At 58.4% G+C, this 18,868-nt stretch carries 21 protein-coding genes; 2 read left to right on the plus strand and 19 right to left on the minus strand.

Translation table 11 applies throughout. The annotated features are described in order from the left end of the window. Nucleotides 1–36 precede the first annotated feature (36 nt). From QM579_RS07715 to QM579_RS07805, 19 genes are all read right to left on the minus strand, one after another. Complete coding sequence (locus tag QM579_RS07715) at nucleotides 37–471, minus strand: EutP/PduV family microcompartment system protein (protein WP_414998588.1); 435 nt, start codon at nucleotides 469–471, stop codon at nucleotides 37–39. Between the two features lie 7 nt (nucleotides 472–478). Beyond that, nucleotides 479–826 (minus strand): BMC domain-containing protein, encoded by a 348-nt coding sequence (locus tag QM579_RS07720; protein ID WP_414998589.1) that lies wholly within the window; start codon nucleotides 824–826, stop codon nucleotides 479–481. A 245-nt stretch (nucleotides 827–1,071) separates the two neighbouring features. Beyond that, nucleotides 1,072–1,623 (minus strand): BMC domain-containing protein, encoded by a 552-nt coding sequence (locus tag QM579_RS07725; RefSeq protein WP_414998590.1) that lies wholly within the window; start codon nucleotides 1,621–1,623, stop codon nucleotides 1,072–1,074. An 11-nt stretch (nucleotides 1,624–1,634) separates the two neighbouring features. Then, on the minus strand, nucleotides 1,635–2,957 hold the full coding sequence (locus tag QM579_RS07730) for a 4Fe-4S dicluster domain-containing protein (protein WP_414998591.1): 1,323 nt from the start codon (nucleotides 2,955–2,957) through the stop codon (nucleotides 1,635–1,637). Between the two features lie 356 nt (nucleotides 2,958–3,313). Continuing rightward, nucleotides 3,314–4,420, minus strand: coding sequence for a 1-propanol dehydrogenase PduQ (locus QM579_RS07735; protein ID WP_414998592.1), 1,107 nt, complete (start codon nucleotides 4,418–4,420; stop codon nucleotides 3,314–3,316). 87 nt (nucleotides 4,421–4,507) lie between these two features. Then, nucleotides 4,508–4,786, minus strand: coding sequence for a BMC domain-containing protein (locus tag QM579_RS07740; RefSeq protein ID WP_183720837.1), 279 nt, complete (start codon nucleotides 4,784–4,786; stop codon nucleotides 4,508–4,510). Between the two features lie 125 nt (nucleotides 4,787–4,911). Further along, nucleotides 4,912–5,250: a hypothetical protein gene (locus QM579_RS07745; RefSeq protein ID WP_414998593.1), complete on the minus strand. Its 339-nt coding sequence runs from the start codon at nucleotides 5,248–5,250 to the stop codon at nucleotides 4,912–4,914. Between the two features lie 193 nt (nucleotides 5,251–5,443). Continuing rightward, complete coding sequence (locus tag QM579_RS07750) at nucleotides 5,444–5,992, minus strand: BMC domain-containing protein (RefSeq protein ID WP_414998594.1); 549 nt, start codon at nucleotides 5,990–5,992, stop codon at nucleotides 5,444–5,446. Between the two features lie 3 nt (nucleotides 5,993–5,995). Beyond that, the gene (locus QM579_RS07755) at nucleotides 5,996–6,283 is read right to left on the minus strand and encodes a EutN/CcmL family microcompartment protein (RefSeq protein ID WP_183720685.1); all 288 of its coding nucleotides are present in this window, start codon (nucleotides 6,281–6,283) and stop codon (nucleotides 5,996–5,998) included. Between the two features lie 7 nt (nucleotides 6,284–6,290). Continuing rightward, entirely contained in the window at nucleotides 6,291–6,947 is a 657-nt protein-coding gene (locus tag QM579_RS07760; protein ID WP_414998595.1) for a hypothetical protein, read from the minus strand. Between the two features lie 9 nt (nucleotides 6,948–6,956). Further along, nucleotides 6,957–7,778, minus strand: coding sequence for an ethanolamine utilization protein EutJ (eutJ, locus tag QM579_RS07765; RefSeq protein ID WP_414998596.1), 822 nt, complete (start codon nucleotides 7,776–7,778; stop codon nucleotides 6,957–6,959). Nucleotides 7,779–7,780: 2 nt separating this feature from the next. After that, the gene (locus QM579_RS07770; RefSeq protein ID WP_414998597.1) at nucleotides 7,781–8,461 is read right to left on the minus strand and encodes a phosphate propanoyltransferase; all 681 of its coding nucleotides are present in this window, start codon (nucleotides 8,459–8,461) and stop codon (nucleotides 7,781–7,783) included. 78 nt (nucleotides 8,462–8,539) lie between these two features. Next, complete coding sequence (eutM, locus tag QM579_RS07775) at nucleotides 8,540–8,827, minus strand: ethanolamine utilization microcompartment protein EutM (RefSeq protein WP_320351427.1); 288 nt, start codon at nucleotides 8,825–8,827, stop codon at nucleotides 8,540–8,542. A gap of 77 nt (nucleotides 8,828–8,904) precedes the next feature. Beyond that, nucleotides 8,905–10,485 (minus strand): acetaldehyde dehydrogenase (acetylating), encoded by a 1,581-nt coding sequence (locus tag QM579_RS07780; RefSeq protein WP_414998598.1) that lies wholly within the window; start codon nucleotides 10,483–10,485, stop codon nucleotides 8,905–8,907. A 3-nt stretch (nucleotides 10,486–10,488) separates the two neighbouring features. Continuing rightward, nucleotides 10,489–11,121: a BMC domain-containing protein gene (locus QM579_RS07785; RefSeq protein ID WP_414998599.1), complete on the minus strand. Its 633-nt coding sequence runs from the start codon at nucleotides 11,119–11,121 to the stop codon at nucleotides 10,489–10,491. A gap of 25 nt (nucleotides 11,122–11,146) precedes the next feature. Continuing rightward, nucleotides 11,147–12,079 carry a choline TMA-lyase-activating enzyme gene (gene cutD, locus QM579_RS07790; RefSeq protein ID WP_414998600.1) on the minus strand — a complete coding sequence of 311 codons (933 nt, stop codon included), beginning with the start codon at nucleotides 12,077–12,079 and terminating at the stop codon, nucleotides 11,147–11,149. A gap of 105 nt (nucleotides 12,080–12,184) precedes the next feature. Next, entirely contained in the window at nucleotides 12,185–14,731 is a 2,547-nt protein-coding gene (gene cutC / locus QM579_RS07795; RefSeq protein WP_414998601.1) for a choline trimethylamine-lyase, read from the minus strand. A 58-nt stretch (nucleotides 14,732–14,789) separates the two neighbouring features. Then, nucleotides 14,790–16,268 (minus strand): aldehyde dehydrogenase family protein, encoded by a 1,479-nt coding sequence (locus QM579_RS07800; protein ID WP_414998602.1) that lies wholly within the window; start codon nucleotides 16,266–16,268, stop codon nucleotides 14,790–14,792. A gap of 27 nt (nucleotides 16,269–16,295) precedes the next feature. Then, nucleotides 16,296–16,892, minus strand: a complete 597-nt coding sequence (locus QM579_RS07805) for a BMC domain-containing protein (protein ID WP_414998603.1) — start codon at nucleotides 16,890–16,892, stop codon at nucleotides 16,296–16,298. A 448-nt stretch (nucleotides 16,893–17,340) separates the two neighbouring features. On the opposite strand from QM579_RS07805, the gene QM579_RS07810 reads away from it, so the two are divergent. Together QM579_RS07810 and QM579_RS07815 are read left to right on the plus strand one after the other, a co-directional pair. Continuing rightward, nucleotides 17,341–18,438: a hypothetical protein gene (locus QM579_RS07810; protein ID WP_414998604.1), complete on the plus strand. Its 1,098-nt coding sequence runs from the start codon at nucleotides 17,341–17,343 to the stop codon at nucleotides 18,436–18,438. A 6-nt stretch (nucleotides 18,439–18,444) separates the two neighbouring features. Further along, nucleotides 18,445–18,711: a hypothetical protein gene (locus tag QM579_RS07815; RefSeq protein WP_414998605.1), complete on the plus strand. Its 267-nt coding sequence runs from the start codon at nucleotides 18,445–18,447 to the stop codon at nucleotides 18,709–18,711. The last annotated feature ends 157 nt before the right edge of the window (nucleotides 18,712–18,868 follow it).

Consider the following 18,868-nt stretch of genomic DNA (forward strand, 5'->3'; position numbering starts at 1 on the left):
GCTGCTTCTGAAAGGCAATGGTAAAATGGGGCAATGTCAGACGAACAGCGTGGGTTCTTTCTGGCGCAGAGTGTCCAGACCCTCGCCGCTGGCGGCGCTGATGGCGTAAATATTCTGTAACCCGGCGTTGTTGAGAAAACGCGCGGCGCGCTCAATGGAAGCCTCGGGCAGATCCGTCCTGGTGATGATTCCCGCCACATGACGGTTGAAAATACGGGCAAAACCGGGGGGAAATGCCGAAGTGCGCCGTGTGGCGTCCTGAACGAAAAGCAGGGTGCCGCAATCCACAGACACGGTAATGAGGGCGCGGTAAAAGCGTCTGTTCTCAAGAAACTCCGGTGGTGGAATGACAAAGCGCCCGGCGAATGTCACTGCCATAGGCTGCGGCATGAAGGCTGGCGCATGGCCGAGGGCGCGGGCAAGACTTCTCCTGCCCGCGCCCCTTTCGCCCAAAAGCATGATACGGTGCATCAGAGCCTCATGATTTGGTCATTTCGGTAAGGTCGTAGTGCAGCACATCGCCGAAATAGCGCAAAACTTCGCGCAGGGCCGCCTCAACACTGGCCACGTCGCCCGTGATCAGCAGGGAGCCGCCAAAGCGGTCCAGAAAGCCTATGTCCACGTTGGCGGCCTTGGTGGCAATGTCAGCCGCAATAATGACGCCTTCGCAGGGGGTGATGGTCAGTATGCCGATGGCAGTGGCACATTCATCGTCCAGGCCCAGCTTGAGGTAGATGCCTTTTTGCGGGCTGGCGATAAGGTGGGCCAGAGTGATCTGTCTGCCCGGCACATACTCTTGTATGATCCGTTGCTTGGTTTCTTCCATCTGGCCCTCCCCTTAGTGCTGCGTTTGGCGCGGTGCTTGGCGCTGACCGCCCTTGTGCATGCCCGCTCTCTATCTGATTGCCGTATTTGCCTGATTGGGCCTGCTCTGGCCTGTACCGGCATATCTCGACCTGTTTCAGCCTAATCCGGCATGTTTCGGTCAGGCGGCAGCTTACCGCGTGCGTTTGCACAATCTGGCAGCAGCAAGGCAAAGCGCTGCGCCCTGCGTTTTTGCCGCCAGTGTGGCTACAGCAGGTGCTTCTTCAGATCCTCGCTGGGCGAGGGAATGACAATTTTGCTGACCACGGGGCCGCCATCAGAAACGTTGGCTACCCCGGCGTCCACAGAGGACTGCACAGCGCTGACTTCGCCGGTCATGACCACAAAGGCCTTGCCGCCAAGCCCGGCGGAGAGCCGCAGGTCCAGCAGGCGAATGTCGCCAGCTTTGGCCGCACCGTCGGCTGCCAGCACACAGGAGGCCGCCGTATAGGTCTCGATAACGCCGAGGGCGTTGATGCGCCCGTGAATGGCCGTGCCGTTCATAGCCGGAATCACGTCTTCATGCACATTGGGGATAATGAAGCTGTCCACCACCAGGTCCGCACCCAGCGCAAGCCCGGTGTTCACAGAGCTGGTGACGGCTCCGGTGTCGCCAGTGATGATAATAAGGTATCTTCCGGGGCAGGTGGTTTTGGCCAGAACCAGTTCCACATTGGCGGCCTTGACCATTTCGTCCGCCGTCTGCATGCCCATGCCGATGCTGTTCAGTTCAACACAGCCGATAGTCCGTAATTTCATGCTCATACCCCTCAGGCCTTGATAGTGATGATGCCGTTTTCAATGGCGCTGACGGTGCCCCTGATGCTGGCGTGAATACGCGCACCCATAGCCCCTTCGGGAATTTCGCCGATAAGATCGCCCACATTGACGCTCTGGCCCACGCTCACCACGGCAATGGCGGGTGCGCCGATGTGCTGGCGCAGGGGAATGCGCACTTCAGAAGGCTCAAAGTCGCCCGCAAAAGGCGGATGCGCTTCGTAACCCGCAAGGCCAAGGCGGCGTACAAGACTGCTGGTGGGGATGCGCCTTTCGTCACGGAAGCGTGATGCACCCAGAGGACGGCCGTCATATTCCCATTTAACGCCAGCCTGCATGAGTTCTTTTTTCAGCATGGCGTTGACTTCGCGCGGTGAAATACCCATTGGGCAGGCGAATTTTTCGCATATGCCGCACTCGGAGCAGAGCAGCGCTTCCTTGGCAATGGGGCTGTTGACGGTCTGACCATCCAGCACACGCATGAGTTTGTGCGGGTGCAGGCTGTGCCCGAGCAGGCTGCGCGGGCAGAGGTCCGTACACTGCGAGCACTGACAGCACACTGTATTGGTGAGGCGCTTGAGGGCCTTTGCGTCCATAACCTTGCGGGCCACCACGTTATGGTCGGGCGGCAGCACAAGAAGCCCGCTTGTGGTCTTGGTGACAGGCTCGTCGGCATTGGGCAGCACGCGCCCCATCATGGGGCCGCCGTCCACCACGCGGTATTCGCTGATGGTGGGGCCGCCCGCAAAATTGAGCACTTCGGAAACGCGCGTGCCCACAGGCACGCGAACCACCATAGGACGAGCCACTTCACAGCCCACCGTAAGGTAGCGGTGTGTTACGGGTTTGCCGTCCAGCGCGTGGGCAATGTTGTAAAGGCTTTCCACATTACTGACCACGGCCCCGATTTGCAGGGGAATGCCGCGTTCGGGCACAATGCCGCCCAGCACTTCGTACATCATGACCTGTTCGTCGCCGGCAGGATAAAAATCGCCCAGTTCAAAAGCCTCAAAACGGCTCCCGCGGCGGGCCACGGCTTCGTGCACGCTTTTCATTGCTGCGGCGTGCTTGCCCTTGAGACAGACAATGCCCTTGCTTGCGCCAGTGCAGTCCATCATGGCTTCAAGGCCGCGCAGCATGCCGTCTACCTGCTCTTCCATCAGGTAGGGGTCGCTCATGAGCAGCGGTTCGCAGCTTGCGCCGTTAACCAGCACGGTCTGCGCCGAAGCGTCGGCCTTCACATGGGTGGGCAGTCCCGCCCCGCCTGCGCCAACAACGCCAGCCTGGCGTATGGCGTCAACAATCGCTTTTCCCATGATATCCTCTTGGAGTATTTTAGAGCAATTTCAAAGTGAAATTGTTCTGGCTACTGCGTAAACAGACGCCGATTGTCCTTTTGCAAGCGCAGTTTCAGCTATTGGCTGAAGGGCCTGCTTGAGCCGCTGGCGGAGATGTTTTGCGGGCATGCATACTTGCGGATGAAGCCGCAGAGCTGCCAATCGTTCCATCAATGCCGCAACGGCGCTTAAAATATTGGAATCGGCATTCCCACTGTGTAAATACTCTGTAGTTCTGACCTGCCTGGGCAGGATTTGGCCCAGCCCGGGAACCGCCCCGGACTGGAGAATTTACGCCAATTACTTCAGCAAGATCTGTGCCGGATTAATCAAAGTTACCAAACACTTTCCAGCAGCTTGACGATGTCGTCATGTGAAGGCATGCGCGGATTGCTTTCAGTGCAGATGTCTTCAAGCGCGTTGGCCGCTATCGTGTCCAGGCTCTTGCGGTATTCTGCTTCATTGACCTTGAGTTCGCGCACGTGTGCCGGAATGCCCATAGAGGCATTGAGGTCGCGCACAGCGCTCACAAGGTTTCTGGTGCCTTCTTCCACCGTGGCGGCGGGCAGGCCGACCATTTCGGCAATTTCACGGTACTTCACGCCAGCGTCAAAGCTGTTGAAGTCAATGACAACAGGCAGCAGAACTGCATTGGCCAGACCGTGGGGAATATGGAACAGGCCGCCCAGGCTGTGGGCCATGCTGTGCGTGATGCCAAGGCCGCTGTTGGTAAAGGCAAGGCCAGCCATGCACGAGCCGATGAGCATGTTGTCTCTGGCAATCATGTCGTCGCCCTGCGCGTAGGCGCGGTGCAGGTAGGAAAAGACGTTGCGGATGGCCCGTTCGGCATAGATGGCCGTAAAAACGTTGCTGTGGCGGGAGGTATATGCCTCAACCGCGTGGGTGAGCACGTCCATACCCGTGGAGGCCGTCACCTGTGGCGGCACAGTGCGTGTGAAGCGCGCGTCAAGAATGGCGGCATCGGGAATGAGCAGTTCGTCGTTGAGCGGAATTTTAACCGCGTTCACCTTGTCGGTGATGACGGCAATGGAGGTCACTTCCGAACCGGTGCCGCTGGTGGTGGGAATGGCCACCAGAAGGGTCTTCCTGTTCTCGTCGGCCTTGCGGCCAAAGTAGGAGATGGCCTTGGCCATATCAATGGCAGAGCCGCCGCCAAGGGCGAGAATCATGTCAGCCTTGCTGCGCAAAAAGATTCCCGTGGCTTCCACCACGGCTTGCAGGGTGGGGTCGGGCTCCACACCTGAAAAAATGTCAAAAGTGATGCCCTTGCGTTTCAGGTGGCTTACCGCCTGATTGGCAAAGCCGCTCTTGACCATGAAGGGGTCGGTTACCACAAAGGCGTGACTTGCGGGAAAACTCTCAAGAGTTTCCAGTGCGTAAGGGCCGTAGCAGATCTTTGTTTTTCCGTAAAACTGGGTCACGTTGTCCTCCGGGGTGTTCGCGGGGGCGGAGCAGATCGCCCCCGCGTTACCGTCGTGTAAGCTTGGTCAATAAAGCCTTGCACGGCCTTATTTGCATTTGGGCAGAATCATTTCCACTTCTTCGTGAGGGCGGGGAATCACGTGCACGCTCACAAGGTCGCCCACGCGCGAAGCGGCGGCAGCGCCAGCGTCGGTAGCGGCCTTCACAGCGCCCACGTCGCCGCGCACCATAACGGTCACAAGACCGGAACCAACCTGTTCGCGGCCAATCAGGGTCACGTTGGCAGCCTTCACCATAGCGTCAGCAGCTTCCACAGCGCCCACCAGACCACGGGTTTCAATCATGCCCAAAGCGTCAGTCATCATCGCCATTGTCGTCTCCTTACCTCAAGGGGTTGTATTTCGGGGCAGACCCGAAAATCGTTTACAGCGGGCGTTGTGCGCCGCACCGGAAATTTTTCGTCCCGGACGTTGGCCCGGAATGGTCGTTACTATTTGAACCCGCCGTTGATGGCGGCCACGGTTTCCAGCGTGACCTTTTTCAACTCTTCGGGGTCGGTAATATTGTAGTGCTGTTTGATGATGGCAGCCACGCCAATAAGCAGTTCTTCCTGTTCAGGGCTGTGGCAGGCAGTGGCGCTTCCGGTCTTGTGGTCGCCGCAGCAGCCGCAGCAGGATTCCGCCGGGGCGTCGGCCCAGGTTACTTCAATGCCGCGCCGGGTAAGTTCGTCACGGGCTCCGGCAGTGAGTATTTTGGAACCGTCCATAGGCAGGCGGTTGCCGGTGACGTAATCCTGCAAGTTGTCCACAGTTATCAAAGTCTTGCTCATAAGTACCTCTCAGGCCCGCGCGGGGCGGGTTTTATGGTAGCCGCCCTGGAGCAATTTAACTTTTAAATTGCTCTGACGGCTGCGTGAGCAGACGTTCGCTACGGAGGCGTAAGCGCAGTTTATCTGCGCGGTTAAACGCCGAAGTGAGCGTGCCTTTAACTTTGAGAATGTATATTCTCAAAGTTAATCTGCTCTAGTGGCCCGTGCCTGTAAATGCCTTTATAAGTTCCGCATCGGGCTGGGGTATGACCACCATCTGTTGCAGGCTCTTGCCCAGCGCGCCGGCGGCGGCCTGTGCAGCCTCGCGCACAGAGGCCACATCGCCCGTAAGCACAAAATACGATTTGCCGCCAATGCCCTGGCCCATAACAAGGCGCATCAGGCTGACATCGGCTTTTTTAACGGCTATGTCAGCGGCCATAATGCCGTCGGCAGCATTGCGGCATTCAACCACAGCCAAAGCCCGGCCAGCGAGTTGTGCGGGCTGGCGGCGCAGTGCTGCCTGCACCTGGGGCGAAACCGGAGAAATAACGTAGCGTCCGGCCAGATGAAAACCCGTGGCCTCGGCGGCGCGCACGGAGGTTTCCACAGCTTCGCGGTCGCCTTCCACCAAGATGATCAGGCGTCCGGCGCAAATCACCGATGCCCGTATCAGGGCAACGGGAGCGGCCTTGAGCATGGCGTCGGCAATTTCGGCCCCGGCGGCTATGCTGCGGCTGTCCACAATGCCAAGAGTATCCATGACCTAGTCGCTCTCCGGCTTTTTGCCCATCATTTCTTCCTGATCAAGAATGCCTACAATGGCGGCATCCACAGGAGATTCCTGATTGTAGAGCGCCTTGCGGGCAGAGCTGCCAGTGGTGATGAGCACCCGCTCGCCAATACCCGCGCCCACACAGTCAACGGCCACAAAGCTTTCGGCCAGCTTGTTGTGGGCAAGATCAAGCCGCTGTACGACCATGAGCTTCAGCCCGTTGAGGGAATCTTCCTTGCGGGTAGCCCAGACGTTACCGACAACAATGCCTATGAGCATGTGACACCTACAGATTTTTCAAAATGGTCATATGGTGGCTGGCCGCGGCCTCTTGGGCCAGTGGCGTTACCACTGCCTGACGGGGCACGCGCAGGGTCTGCGCGCCTGTCCGGGCGGCCTCGTTCACATGATCTGCCGTTACAAGGCTCTGGCGCAGCCGTGCGTCCGCCGCAGGCGGGGCAAGCTCCGTCAGGCCAAAACTGGCAAGCGCGGCCTCATAACTTTCATACAGCTGCAAAAGGGCATAAGGAGCCGTTTCAGCATAGGCGCGGTAGGCAAAGCCCAACACGCGCACTTCTTTGCCCTGAAGCAGAAGATCCAGCACCTTGCGCAGGGCAATGCTTGAGGCTCTGCCCTGAGCGAGATCAGCCATGTCGGAACAGGCCAGTTCCGGCAGAACGTAAAAAGCAGCTTCTTCCGTTTGGCCCGCCGTTTCAAAACGCACCCGCGTTTCAGGCAGGCGCGCCGACACTTCGTGGGCCAGCTTTTCGTCAGCCGGAGCCAGAATTTCAACCACTGGCCCGCTGGCAGGCTGGGCACTCTGAGGGGCAGAGGCCAGCTTTGCCAGTACGCGCTGCACCACAGCGTCCACAAGGGACTGCGTGTCCAGTGCCTGCGCGGGCCGTTCAGGATTTACGGCAATATCTTTAGCGTTGGCTTCCATATCTGACCGCTAGTCCGTGCAGTTGAGGGCGATGCCCAGGGGCGTCACCAGAAACGGGTTGGCAGGTTTGAACGTAGGCACGCCAGTGTACTTCTGAATGACCTCTTCCATACCGGGCAGGCAGCAGGTGCCGCCGACCAGATAGAGAGCCGACACGTTGCGCCCCTGCACGTGCCTGTGGATGATGGACCCCATCTTTTCAATGACAGGCCGCACCACAGGCAGGATTTCCTTTTGCCGGGCCTTGTCCTTTTTCAGGTCTTCGGCCTCTTCAAAACTGATGTCGTAGTTGCCCGCCAGCACAAGGCTCACATGGGTGCCGCCAGTGGCCTCGTCAGCCACATAGACGACCTTGCCGTCTTCAAGCACAGCAATGCCTGTGGTGCCGCCGCCGATGTCCACAATGGCGCCGTCGCGCACATTAAGCACGCTGTTGGCCGCCGTGGGTTCGTCAAGCAGGGCTGTAACCTGATAGCCCGCGCCTTCCGCCACATGGCGGTGGGTGGCGCAGTCGCGTTCGCTGGTGCCCGGGGGCACGGCGATGGCGGCTTTTTCAAGCTTGCGGCCCAGCTTTTCTTCCAGTTCCTGCGTAAGCTCGCGCACGATGCGCAGGCCGCCCGTGTAGTCGACGATAAGACCGTCCTTGACCACCTGGGCAAAGCGCATGGCACAGGCCACAGGCTGCTTTTTGGCATTGACCGCCACCACGACAATATAGGCCGTGCCGAGGTCCACGCCTACATAAAGCGGTTCCGAAGGCGTGACCTTGCGGGGCTTCTTGCGGCACTTCTCAAGGGTATCCATAAGCTTGTCAGCGGCGGTAAAGTCCATGTCTAGCCTCTGCTCATTCCGATGATTGTTCCGTTGGTGCCGGGCTTCCAGCCAGAGCTGTTGCCTTCGTCGGCATCAATGTGCATGGCCAGCTTGAAATCGTCGCTGACGCGCACCAGCACGTTTTCCAGAATCATAGGACGTTCGGTTTCAAGCCGCACATCGACCATATCCTTGTCTTTGAGGCCAAAACGGCGGGCGTCGTCCGTGTGCATGTGGATGTGGCGCGAAGCCACGATAACGCCGCATTCCAGCCCGACAATGCCCGTGGCTGAAGCCAGGATGATGCCCGGCGTGCCGTTGATGTCGCCGCTTTGGCGAACGGGCGGGTTGATGCCCAGGGCGCGGGCGTCCGTGCGGGAAATCTCAACCTGCGAAGTGCTGCGGGAGGGGCCGAGTACGGCCACGTTGTCCATAACGCCCTTGGGCCCGATGAGGCGCACGCGCCCGGTGCTCAAAAACTGCCCGGGCTGCGAAAGCGGCCTGTCGGGGCGCAGGGCTTCGCCAAAAAGCGTCATGGCGTCGTTCACGCTCAAATGGGCGTGACGGGCGGAAATTTCTACCGGAATAGGCCCGGCATTCATTGCGGCGGCAGGGGAGCTTGCACATTCCTGAGTCAGCACCTTGCGCACCACGCCAGCCAGAATATCTTTAAGGACTTGCTCGTTCATCTGCGTATTCATTTCGGCTCCACCGCCCGGCGGCGAACGGGGTAGGGAATCCGTAAGCCGCCGGGGTCGGGTGTGTGGGTAAGGGGTAAACTAGCCTTCGCGGTGGGGCAGAATCATCTCTACTTCGCTGTGGGGGCGGGGGATGACGTGCACACTCACGAGCTCGCCCACTTTCTTGGCAGCGGCAGCGCCAGCGTCGGTGGCGGCTTTCACAGCGCCCACGTCGCCACGCACCATAACGGTGACAAGTCCGCCGCCTACCTGGCTGCGGCCGATAAGGGTAACGTTGGCGGCCTTGACCATAGCATCAGCAGCTTCAACAGCGCCGACGAGGCCACGGGTTTCGATCATGCCAAGGGCGTTGGATGAATTGGTCATAGCGGTATCTCCTTAGATTTTTACAATAGCTTTTTGATTTGCTGGTTGCGGCGGCTACGGCGTGGCCGGGCCGGGGCTTATAAAACTTTTTTCAGTTCCGCCACGATCATTTCCGTGACGGCATTGATGTCCAGTCCGCCCACGGCCGCTGCTGCGGCAGCTTGCGGGGCCACAACGGCCTGATGGCTGGCGCCGTGGTGGCAGCAGCCTGAAAGACCGGCGGAAGGCGGATAGCCCCCCGCCGGAGACCCAGAGGGGGAAACGCCCGCCACGGTGGAAACACCGCACGAGGCGGGGGTTGTGCACGAGCAGCCCTGCGAATGCAGATCATAGGCCACCCGGCGCACGTTCAGGAGATTCAGGGGCGTCACGTTGTCGGACGTTGCGCTGCCGCCGACCGCGCCGCAACCCAGGGTGAAAGAGGGGAAGAGCCCTGTGGAAAGGCCCACTGCGCCCTGGGTGGAGGGGGTGTTAACCAGCATGCGCGAAACAGGCTTTTTGAGGCCGAATTCGCGAATGACTTCTTCGTTCTGCGAGTGGATGGCAAGGGAATGGCCCACGCCGCCGTTGTGCAGAAGAGAAATGCACAGTTCGCAGGCTTCGCGCCAGTCTTCAACCACATAGAATCCCAGCAGGGCGGTGAGCTTTTCCTTGCTGAAGGGATACTTGGGACCAACGCCCTTTTCGTCGGAAACCAGCAGGCGGGTGCCCTGCGGCACGTCGATGCCAGCGACACGCGCGATGCTCAGGGCGTCGCGGCCCACGATGGCGGGGTTCATGCTGCCGTTGCCGCGTTCCATAACCTGCTTGACCTTGATCAGCTTGTCGCCGGTAAGGAAGTAGCAGCCCTGGGCTTCCATTGTGGCGCGCACCTTGTCGGCAATGCAGGCATCGGTAACAACGGACTGCTCCGAAGCGCAGATGGTGCCGTTGTCGAAGGTTTTGCTGCTCATGATCTTGGTCACGGCGTCTTCAACATTGGCACTGCGTTCGATGTAGGCAGGTACGTTGCCAGCGCCCACGCCCAGAGCGGGCGTGCCGGAGCTGTAAGCGGCCTTGACCATGCCGGGGCCGCCGGTGGCCAGGATGAGATCGCTGATCTTCATGAGCTCATTGGTGCCTTCAATGGAAGGCATGCTGATGCTGCTCACAAGATCGGGCGATACATGGCAGGCGCGCAGGGCGCTCTGGATGGTCTCCACAGTTTTGGCGATGCAGTTGCGGGCGCTGGGGTGCGGGGTAAACACAATGGCATTGCCCGCCTTGAGCGCGATAAGCGATTTATAGATAACCGTGGACGTGGGATTGGTGGAAGGCACAATGCCGGCAATGACGCCCACGGGCACGGCGATTTCCACAATTTTGCTGACCGGGTCGGAATGCAGCTCGCCTATGGTCTTCATGTCCTTGATGCAGGCATAGACCTTTTCGCTGGCAAGCAGGTTCTTGATCTTTTTGTCCTGGGGCTTGCCGAAGCCGGTTTCTTCAACAGCCATATTGGCCAGGGTTTCAGCCTGGGCCGCAGTGGCTTCAGACACTGCCCTGACAACCTCGTTCACGCGGTCCTGAGTCAGTTGCGCGAATTCGGGCTGAGCTTTACGCGCCGCACGCACAAGGGCGCGGGCCTCCTGAATGGAGAGTAAATCCTTATCAACCATGTTTTACTCCTTTTCCTTCCGTGCCGCCCGGTCGATGGCGTTCATCAGGGTTTGCCTGTTGGATGAGGCGATCTGCTCACGGGTGAGTTCAACCTTCATTGTTCTGGCAAGCTGACGAAGTTTGTTCATGCTCATGGCTTTGCATTTTTCAGGATCATAGGCTTCCTGCCCGTTCTGGGCCGTGGCCTGTGTTCCGTCTCCGGCCTTCGCGCCGCCTTGCGGGGCTGCGGGGGCCGGGGTTTCTTCCACTATTTCCACAATTTCAATAATTTCAGTTTCAACGGTTCCGGCCTTTGCCGCAGCCTGTGCAGCAGGCGCTGCGCTGGCCGGAGCCACCGGGGTCGCCGGGTTATGGCCGCCGGGCTGCAAGAGCAGGATATTCTCAAGGCCGCCGTCAGGACGGGGGATAACGTGGCAGGATACGCACACGGCTCCCTCAAGGCGTGACAGCGACGCCCGCGCCGCATCAACCGCCGACTGCACCGCAGCAACCTCGCCAGCAATGGTGATAGTCACAAGGCCGCCCGTAGCCAGGGTTTTTTCCAGCAGGCGCACATCCGCTGCCTTGAGCATGGCGTCTGCCGCTTCAATGGCTCCTATGAGCCCCTTGGTTTCTATGAGTCCCAGTGCCAGCATGGCTTTCTCCTAATTTTGGCCGTGACTAGTGCTTGATGACCTTCACGGCCAGGCCGTAGCCCTTGAGAATATTCTCAATACGCTGCAAGTCGGTGTCGTCGAGTACGGGGTTGTCCCTGATGGGATACTCCACATCGATCTGGGCGTATTTGCTCACTCCCATCTTGTGATAGGGAAGCAGATCAACGCCCTTGAAATTTTTTCTGTGAGCATGCCCGGTCAAAAAACGTCCTACAGCGTGAATTTCGGCATCATCATCGTTATATCCCTTGAGCAGGGGCATGCGGATGTTCACATTACAGCCGTTTTCAAGCAGCCATTGCAGGTTGGCCAGTATGCCTTCGTTACGGACTCCGGTGAGTTCGTGGTGCTTGTCGGCATCCATATGCTTGATATCGAAGAGAAAAAGATCGCACACCTCTGCGATGTCGCGAACCACGTCAAGTTTGGCGTAGCCCGAAGTCTCCATTGCTGTGTGGATGCCCTTGTGCCTACAGGCCAGCAGCAAATTTGCCACAGCCTCGTGCTGGGCCAGGGGTTCGCCGCCGCCAACGGTAAGGCCGCCGCCGGAGTTCTCGTAAAAAAGCCAGTCCTGCTCCACCACTTCAAGAAGTTCAGAAATACCTTTCTGTTCTCCGGCGATGGCCAGAGCCGCTTCGGGACAGGCATGCACGCATTTTCCGCAGTTGATGCAGTCCTTGGTTCTGTCTACAACGTGGCAGGCTCCTGCATTGACCATGCCATGAATGCCTACGGGGCAAACAGGAACGCAGGCTCCGCAATTGATGCACACGTCTTTCTTGAACATGACTTCGTAGCGGCGGGTCTGGCTTTCAGGGTTGGAACACCACTGGCAGCGCAGGGGGCAGCCCTTGAAAAAGACCAGAGTACGTATGCCCGGACCGTCATACATATTGTATTTCTGTATGTTGAAAATTCTGGCTTTTCTTTCGATCACGCTGCTACCCTTGCCGTCTGTTCTGTCTTTTCACAGTTGCTGTCAGTCTTTTTGGCCGCGCCCCCTCCACGAGAACTAAGGGGGCGCGGCCTGCGCCATTGGGGTTTAGAAGTGGCGCAGTACTGTTCTGCTGATGATTTCGTCCTGCACGTCCTTGCACAGCTCCACAAAGAAGGCGCTGTAGCCAGCCACGCGCACCACCAGGTCTCGGTAGTCTTTGGGGCTTTTCTGGGCTTCAAGCATGGTCTTGTTGTCCAGGTAGTTGAACTGCATTTCGCCGTTGCCGAGGATACTGGCCGAGCGGATGAGGGTGATGATGCCCTGTTCGCCTTCGGGCGTGTCCAGCAGGCCCGGCAGGAGCTTGAAGTTGTGCACCATGCCGATGTTCATGTTGTCGTTGGACATCTTGGACACGCTTTTGATGATGGCAGTGGGGCCCTTGAAGTCCGCACCCTGGGTGGGACTGATGCCGTCAGAAAGCGGCAGCCATGCCTTGCGGCCGTTGGCGGATGCGCCCAACAACTGGCCGAAGGGCGTGTTGTTGGAGATGGAAAGGGTGCCGTGGCTCAAAATGGAGTAGAGCGTCTTGAACTTACGGTGTTCGCGTTCGGTGAAGGCAACGAGGTCGGCGGCGATATCGTCGGCGAAGTCGTCGTCGTTGCCGTACTTGGGTGCGGCAAGGCAGTCTGCCAGAATGGCGTCGTAGCCTTCAAAGTTGGCCTTCAGGGCCTCGTTCATCTGCTGCAGGGTGTATTTCTTGTCTTCGAACACAAGCTTCTTGATGGCAGCCATCGAGTCCGCGTAGGTGGCAAGACCGCTCCAGACAACGCCGGGGCCGAAGTTGTACATGGCGCCGCCAGCGGCCACGTCACGCCCCTGTTCCATGCAGCCTTCGTACATGATGGACATGAGCGGTTTGGGAGCCAGATCGCGCTGCACGCGCTGCGTAATAACCGTGGCAACGCTGGACCACTTGGTAATGTACTTGATCTGCTCCTTGACGGCGTCGTCGAATTTTTCATAGGTGTCGAACTGGCTCAGATCGCCAAGATCGGGGCAGACCTGCTTGCCGTACCACAGGGGCACGCCGTGGTTGAGCACCAGTTCGATGCAGATGGGCCACTGGGTGTAGGCGGTGGAGGTCCACTGATACAGACGCCCGGCCTTTTGCGGTTCCACGCAGCCCATAAGGCAGTAGTCGCGCGCGTCTTCAATGCTCACGCCCTTGGCGAGCATCATCTTGATATGCGTGTCGTCAAAGTGCACGGCGGGGAAGCCCATGCCGGAACGGATGACGGAAACAATCTTTTTCAGGTAGTCCTGCGGCGAGGAGTTATGCACGCGGGTGGCCAGTGAGGGCTGGTATATGCGAACGTGACGCACAGCATCCATGAGCAGGAAGGTCAGCTCGTTGGTTGCGTCGCGCCCTTCGCGGGTGACGCCACCCACGCACATGTTGACGAAGGGCTGATAGCCCGCGAAGAACTTGGAACTGCCTTCGCTGGTCAGCCACATCATTTCAGACATCTTGATGAGCATGCAGCCCGAGAGGTCAAAGGCCTCGTAGGGAGTCATGCGGCCAGATTCAATGTCGGCCTTGAAGAAGGGGTACATGTACTGGTCAACGCGGCCAATGGACATGCCTGTCTGGTTTTCTTCGACCACCAGCAGGGACTCCACTGTCCACACAGACTGGATGGCTTCCCAGAAAGTGCTGGGGGCGTGGGCGGGCACGCGGGCGTTGACTTCAGAAATCTTGAGCAGTTCGGCCTTGCGCTTGGGGTCATTTTCGCGGGCGGCCAGCTGCGCGGCGTATTCGGACATGCGCCGGGCGTAGATCATGACGCCTTCAGTGGTTTCAATGACCGACTTGTAGAAGTAAATCTTGTCGATGTCTTCAGGGCGGTCGTAGTCCAGATGCTCCAGATGCTCGCGGGCTTCGCGCTGGATGTCCAGCATGCCCTTCTTCATCAGAATGACGTCGTAGCCGGGGTTGGAGTCGCCGCCGCCGTTCAGGGCGTGGTAAGAGCAGTCGGACACGAAGGATTCGCCCGACAGTTCCCACAGGCCAGCTTCACGGAACTGGGCTTCGCAGTATTCGTCAACGGACTTGCCTTCCCAGTAGGGGAAGATTTCTTCGCGCAGAATTTTTTTGTCTTCTTCAGCAATATGGAAGGGGTCCTGGGGGCGGTTGGAAATGGTGTCCATTTCGTCACGCAGCCAGCGCCAGGAAATATCGGGCGAAAAGGCTCCGGCGCGGGGAGCGCCGTTGGGAGCGCCCACAATGAGTTCGTGGTCCTGAATAACCAGGGGCGCGGTTTCGCAGCTATGGCGAAAAGCCGTGGCGCGCAGCAGGGCGCGCGGCATGCCGGGATTTTCCTTGTCAATCTTGGTGATGGTGCGCGCACGGTGGATGGTAATGAGCGGCACCTGCTTGAGGTAATTTTCTTTCAGCAGCACGTGGCGCTGCGTGGGGCCTTCAGGCACGCCGGGGCCGGAATGCGCAGCGGGGGCAGCCTGAACCGCAGTGGAGGCAGTGCTGTGCGAAGGCAGGGTGACAGTAGAGAAAATCTGGCGCAGCTGTTCGCGCTCAGCGGGCGAAAGATTTTTTGTTACTTCCGCTATTTTGCTTGAAAAATCATGAAGATCCACGTTGTATCCTCCATATTGTGCGGTCAGAACGGCCTTGGGGTATGCAGCTTATCCCGGGCTACCGGGCTTGGGGCAGAGTGCCCAGAGCTTCGCGCAGCACGCGCCTGAGCAGGTCAAAGTTCTGCTCGTTGCGGGTCACGCCCTGAGTGGGTGCGGACTGTGGGGTAAGGTCCGCCAGTTGGGCGAGATCGCGCACGCCGTAGCCTATCTTTCTGCGGTAAATGAGATTCATTGGCGAAATATTATCCGACGTGATGCCGTAGCCCGCTATGCCGCTACCCTGGGTCATGGCGGGAGTAAGATTGGTTGTCAGGCCCATGCCGCCAAAAGCCGCGCCCGTGTTCACCAGCAGCCGGGCCACTGGCTTCTTGAGGGCGAACTGGCGGATAACCGATTCGTCGCGGCTATGAATGGCAAGGGTCTGGGCGTGGCGTTCCTGCAACAGCAGTTCCACACATTTTTCACAGGCGTGCATCCAGTCCGGCTCCACGTAGTAGCCGAGCACGGGGGAGAGAAGCTCCCGTATATAGGGATCGCGGCCAGCGACGTATTTGCGCTCGGCCATGAGCACTTTTGTTCCGGCGGGAATGGTAAATCCGGCCTTGGCTGCAAGGGCTGCGGCAGACTGGCCCACCATGTGGCGGTGGCGGCGGCCATCCGCATGAAAGAGCACGCGGCAAATGGCGTCTGCCTCTTCGTCAGTCATGAAGTACGCGCCATTGTCCTGAAACGCCCGGCGCACCTGACGTTCAATACAGCCGTCCACAATAACGCATTGTTCGGCAGAGGGGGCCAACCCGTTATCAAAGGTTTTGCTGGCCACGATGTGCCTGACGGCAGCAGGAATGTCGGCGCTGCGTTCGATAAAGGCCGGGCCGTTGCCCGTGCCGCCATAGATGAGCGGCTTGCCGCTGGCCTGGGCTGTGCTGAACATGCCAAGCACGCCCGTGACCATTATCAGGGCCACTTCGGGGTGGCGCATAAGTTCTTCAGTGCCGCTTTTGGCCACGATGTCCAGGTAGGAAATAGCCCCTTCGGGCAGACCCTGGGCCAGACCCGCGGCAATCATGATGTCGAGGGCGCGGCGCATGCTGTCTATGGCGCGGGGATGCAGGGAAACTATGATGGCGTTGCCGGACTTGATGGCCAGCAGTACATTATAAATAGCTGTGGACACCGGGCTGGTCACGGGGCACAGGGCCACAATGACGCCCAGGGGCACGCCCACGTCGTACACGCCTTCCGCTTCTGTGCCGCCCAGATAGCCGACACAGCGCATGCCGCGCAAACTCTGGCGCACCTGACGGCAGACAAAGAGGTTCTTGACCATCTTGTCCTGCCACTGGCCGCAGTCGCTTTCTTCGTGGCACATGACGGCGAGGGACTGGGCATGGGATTCCACGGCGTCGGCCATAGCCTCCACCACTGCGTCCAGGCTTTCCTGGGGCATGGCGGCCAGCTTTTTGCGGGCCTCGGCGGCGTTTTCCGCCAGAATCCGCGCCTGCTGTATGGAAATGAGGTCCTTATCGCCGATCATGCTCTTTGCTCCGTAGTATGTGCCCGTTTAGGACAGGGCGTACCGTCGCACCAGTTTGACCAGATGGCGGTGGGGAGTGGGGATGACACATGAGCTGTACACATCCGCTCCCATATTTTTTACGGCCTTGATTCCGGCTTCCACGGCGGATTTGCAAGCCGCCACGTCGCCTTGCACCAGGGCAGAGCAGTAACCCGAAGCCACGTTTTCATAGCCGATGAGTTCCACGTCGGCAGTTTTGATCATGGCGTCGGCCGCTTCCATAAGATAGATGATGCCGAAGGTTTCAATCATGCCCAGCGAGCGCAGACCGGGATCGTCTTCAGGTATGGCATCCAGGGCGTGGGCCATAGCAATGCTGCCAACGCCACGCACAGGGCGCGGCATGACATTTTGCGCTGTGAGTTTGCCCACGCTGGCTGCGGCTGTTGCGCCTGCGGCTACTGACGCCTGCACGGCTGCAACGTCGCCCTTGACCATAATGGTCACAAGGGTGGAGCCGACGTTTTCATAGGCGACAAGATCTACATCTGCGGCTTTAAGCATGTAGTCTGCACCATATATGGAGGGCACCATGCCCAGCGTCTCAATGAGGCCCAGGGCCTCTTCACCTGCATATCGCATATACGCTCCGTTGAGATTCGCATTTGTGCCGCAAGCCACTCCTGGCGGCAGTGGAAATAGTTCTTGTGTACCTTGTAACCTTTCCCCTATAGGGCAAAGTCAAGCCCTTTTTGTTTTTTTATGTGGGAAACTTTTCAAGGTCTGATGGAAAACGTAGCTAATTGATTGGTGGTTGGGCATACAATCAAAAATAACCGCTGAATTTACAGCTAATTTGATTTTATCATTTTTACGATAAAATAAATAAAATTTTGGATATGAGGAGAAAAGGCGACAAGCGTGTCAGAAAAAGTGCAATTTGTGACAGCTAAAAGTCTAAATCATGTTGACCTTCCCGTTTGGGGTAAGCTTATGCTTGTTCCCAGTCAGGCGAGGCGGTCTTTGCCGGGGCAAGGGCGTTCCCTTCGTCATTTTTTTACCATCCATTTGCGAGAGAAGGAGTTCTGCCATGGAGCACACGGCAAAACCTGTCGTTGCATCAGCTCTGCGCGACACCCCCGCAGCGGAGGCCGCCAAAGACAAACTGGTCACCAGTTTTAGAAGGCGCGGCATTCTTACGGCTATTATGTCGGGGATGACCTACGGTACCTACACGGCTTTCATGACCCTGGCGATGACCATGGGCGTCTGGTCTGTCTGGTACGGAGGCGAATCGGGACTTTCAGATTTTTCAACCCTGTTTCTGCTGGGGGCGCTTGGCGCGGCCACAACAGATACGTGCAGCGCCCTGTGGGCGGTGCTTATCGCCTCTTTCAGAGGCAAGATGGGCGACTTTTTCCGGTGCATTAAAAGCAAGCCCGGCGCCATTCTTATCGGCGCCGCCATCATCGGCGGCCCCCTGGCCAGCACATGCTATGTGCTGGGCCTGAAAAGCGCAGGTTCCATCATTGTGCCCATCAGCGCGCTTTGCCCGGCCATCGGCGCAATTCTGAGCCGTTTTCTTTTCAAACAGGCTCTCACGCCCCGCATGCTGCTTGGCATTTTTATCTGCTTTGGAGCCAGTGCGCTCATCGGCAGCACCGGCCTTGCTGAAAATGCCCCGCCGAACCTTTTCCTGGGTCTGTCTTTCGGTTTTCTGGCCGCCTTTGGCTGGGGCCTTGAAGGTTGCGTTGGCGGTTACGCCACGTCTATGATTGATCCTGAAATCGGCATCACCATCCGCCAGGTTACTTCCGGCCTCGTCAACCTTGGCGTGCTGGTGCCGCTGTTCGCCCTCATCGGCGGTGACAGCGCCTTTACAATGATAACCACGGCCTTTACCGATACCACTGCCATGCCGTGGTTCCTCGTTGCCGGTCTTGGCGCATGGTTTGGCTTCATGCTGTGGTACAAGGGCAACGCTATGTGCGGCACGGCTTTGGGCATGGCGTGCAACGGCGCATTCTCCTTCTGGGGACCTTTCTTCTGCTGGATAGTGATTGGCCTGTGGTTCGGTCAGGACGGTTTCGCCCTGCCGCCCATTGCCTGGCTGGCTGCGGTGGTTATGGTCATCGGCATTTTCATTATTGCCGTCAATCCTCTGGAATATTTTAAGAAAAAAGGATAGACTGCCATGAAACCATTGAACTATGCTATCCTTAAATATATGACTACGGTTAGCGAAGCCTGCACAGAAGATGTGATGGCTGCGCTCAAGGGTCAGTACAGCTCTTTCCGGGCCTTCACCAAGCCAGCCGTGCTTACGGCCCTGATGACGGCGCAGGCCAATGGCCTTGTGGAAGAGTCGCGCTTTGAACTGGACGAGAACGATGAAGTGCGTATGTATTTTCGCGCCAATGCCGAAAGCGTCGCCACAATAAATAAATACATACCTGAATAAACAGCAGATATGGCTCCGGGGGCGGGGAACGCCTCTCCCCCGGAGAAAATCGCAAATTTCATGCGATTTTTGACCTTTCGCGCTGCCGCCTGCTATGATGGACGCCAGGCGCTGCCCGCAAAACGTGGCTGGCCTGTCCATACCTTTCCTGCGCCAC

Source organism: Desulfovibrio sp., from assembly GCF_047607245.1.
GTDB lineage: Bacteria > Desulfobacterota > Desulfovibrionia > Desulfovibrionales > Desulfovibrionaceae > Desulfovibrio.

What these genes read in the sequence shown, in the direction of transcription:
- QM579_RS07715 (WP_414998588.1), bottom strand. Translation starts at nt 471, where the DNA reads ATGCACCGTATCATGCTTTTGGGCGAAAGGGGCGCGGGCAGGAGAAGT.
- QM579_RS07720 (WP_414998589.1), bottom strand. Translation starts at nt 826, where the DNA reads ATGGAAGAAACCAAGCAACGGATCATACAAGAGTATGTGCCGGGCAGA.
- QM579_RS07725 (WP_414998590.1), bottom strand. Translation starts at nt 1,623, where the DNA reads ATGAAATTACGGACTATCGGCTGTGTTGAACTGAACAGCATCGGCATG.
- QM579_RS07730 (WP_414998591.1), bottom strand. Translation starts at nt 2,957, where the DNA reads ATGGGAAAAGCGATTGTTGACGCCATACGCCAGGCTGGCGTTGTTGGC.
- QM579_RS07740 (WP_183720837.1), bottom strand. Translation starts at nt 4,786, where the DNA reads ATGATGACTGACGCTTTGGGCATGATTGAAACCCGTGGTCTGGTGGGC.
- QM579_RS07745 (WP_414998593.1), bottom strand. Translation starts at nt 5,250, where the DNA reads ATGAGCAAGACTTTGATAACTGTGGACAACTTGCAGGATTACGTCACC.
- QM579_RS07750 (WP_414998594.1), bottom strand. Translation starts at nt 5,992, where the DNA reads ATGGATACTCTTGGCATTGTGGACAGCCGCAGCATAGCCGCCGGGGCC.
- QM579_RS07755 (WP_183720685.1), bottom strand. Translation starts at nt 6,283, where the DNA reads ATGCTCATAGGCATTGTTGTCGGTAACGTCTGGGCTACCCGCAAGGAA.
- QM579_RS07760 (WP_414998595.1), bottom strand. Translation starts at nt 6,947, where the DNA reads ATGGAAGCCAACGCTAAAGATATTGCCGTAAATCCTGAACGGCCCGCG.
- eutJ (WP_414998596.1), bottom strand. Translation starts at nt 7,778, where the DNA reads ATGGACTTTACCGCCGCTGACAAGCTTATGGATACCCTTGAGAAGTGC.
- QM579_RS07770 (WP_414998597.1), bottom strand. Translation starts at nt 8,461, where the DNA reads ATGAATACGCAGATGAACGAGCAAGTCCTTAAAGATATTCTGGCTGGC.
- eutM (WP_320351427.1), bottom strand. Translation starts at nt 8,827, where the DNA reads ATGACCAATTCATCCAACGCCCTTGGCATGATCGAAACCCGTGGCCTC.
- QM579_RS07780 (WP_414998598.1), bottom strand. Translation starts at nt 10,485, where the DNA reads ATGGTTGATAAGGATTTACTCTCCATTCAGGAGGCCCGCGCCCTTGTG.
- QM579_RS07785 (WP_414998599.1), bottom strand. Translation starts at nt 11,121, where the DNA reads ATGCTGGCACTGGGACTCATAGAAACCAAGGGGCTCATAGGAGCCATT.
- QM579_RS07800 (WP_414998602.1), bottom strand. Translation starts at nt 16,268, where the DNA reads ATGATCGGCGATAAGGACCTCATTTCCATACAGCAGGCGCGGATTCTG.
- QM579_RS07805 (WP_414998603.1), bottom strand. Translation starts at nt 16,892, where the DNA reads ATGCGATATGCAGGTGAAGAGGCCCTGGGCCTCATTGAGACGCTGGGC.
- QM579_RS07810 (WP_414998604.1), top strand. Translation starts at nt 17,341, where the DNA reads ATGGAGCACACGGCAAAACCTGTCGTTGCATCAGCTCTGCGCGACACC.
- QM579_RS07815 (WP_414998605.1), top strand. Translation starts at nt 18,445, where the DNA reads ATGAAACCATTGAACTATGCTATCCTTAAATATATGACTACGGTTAGC.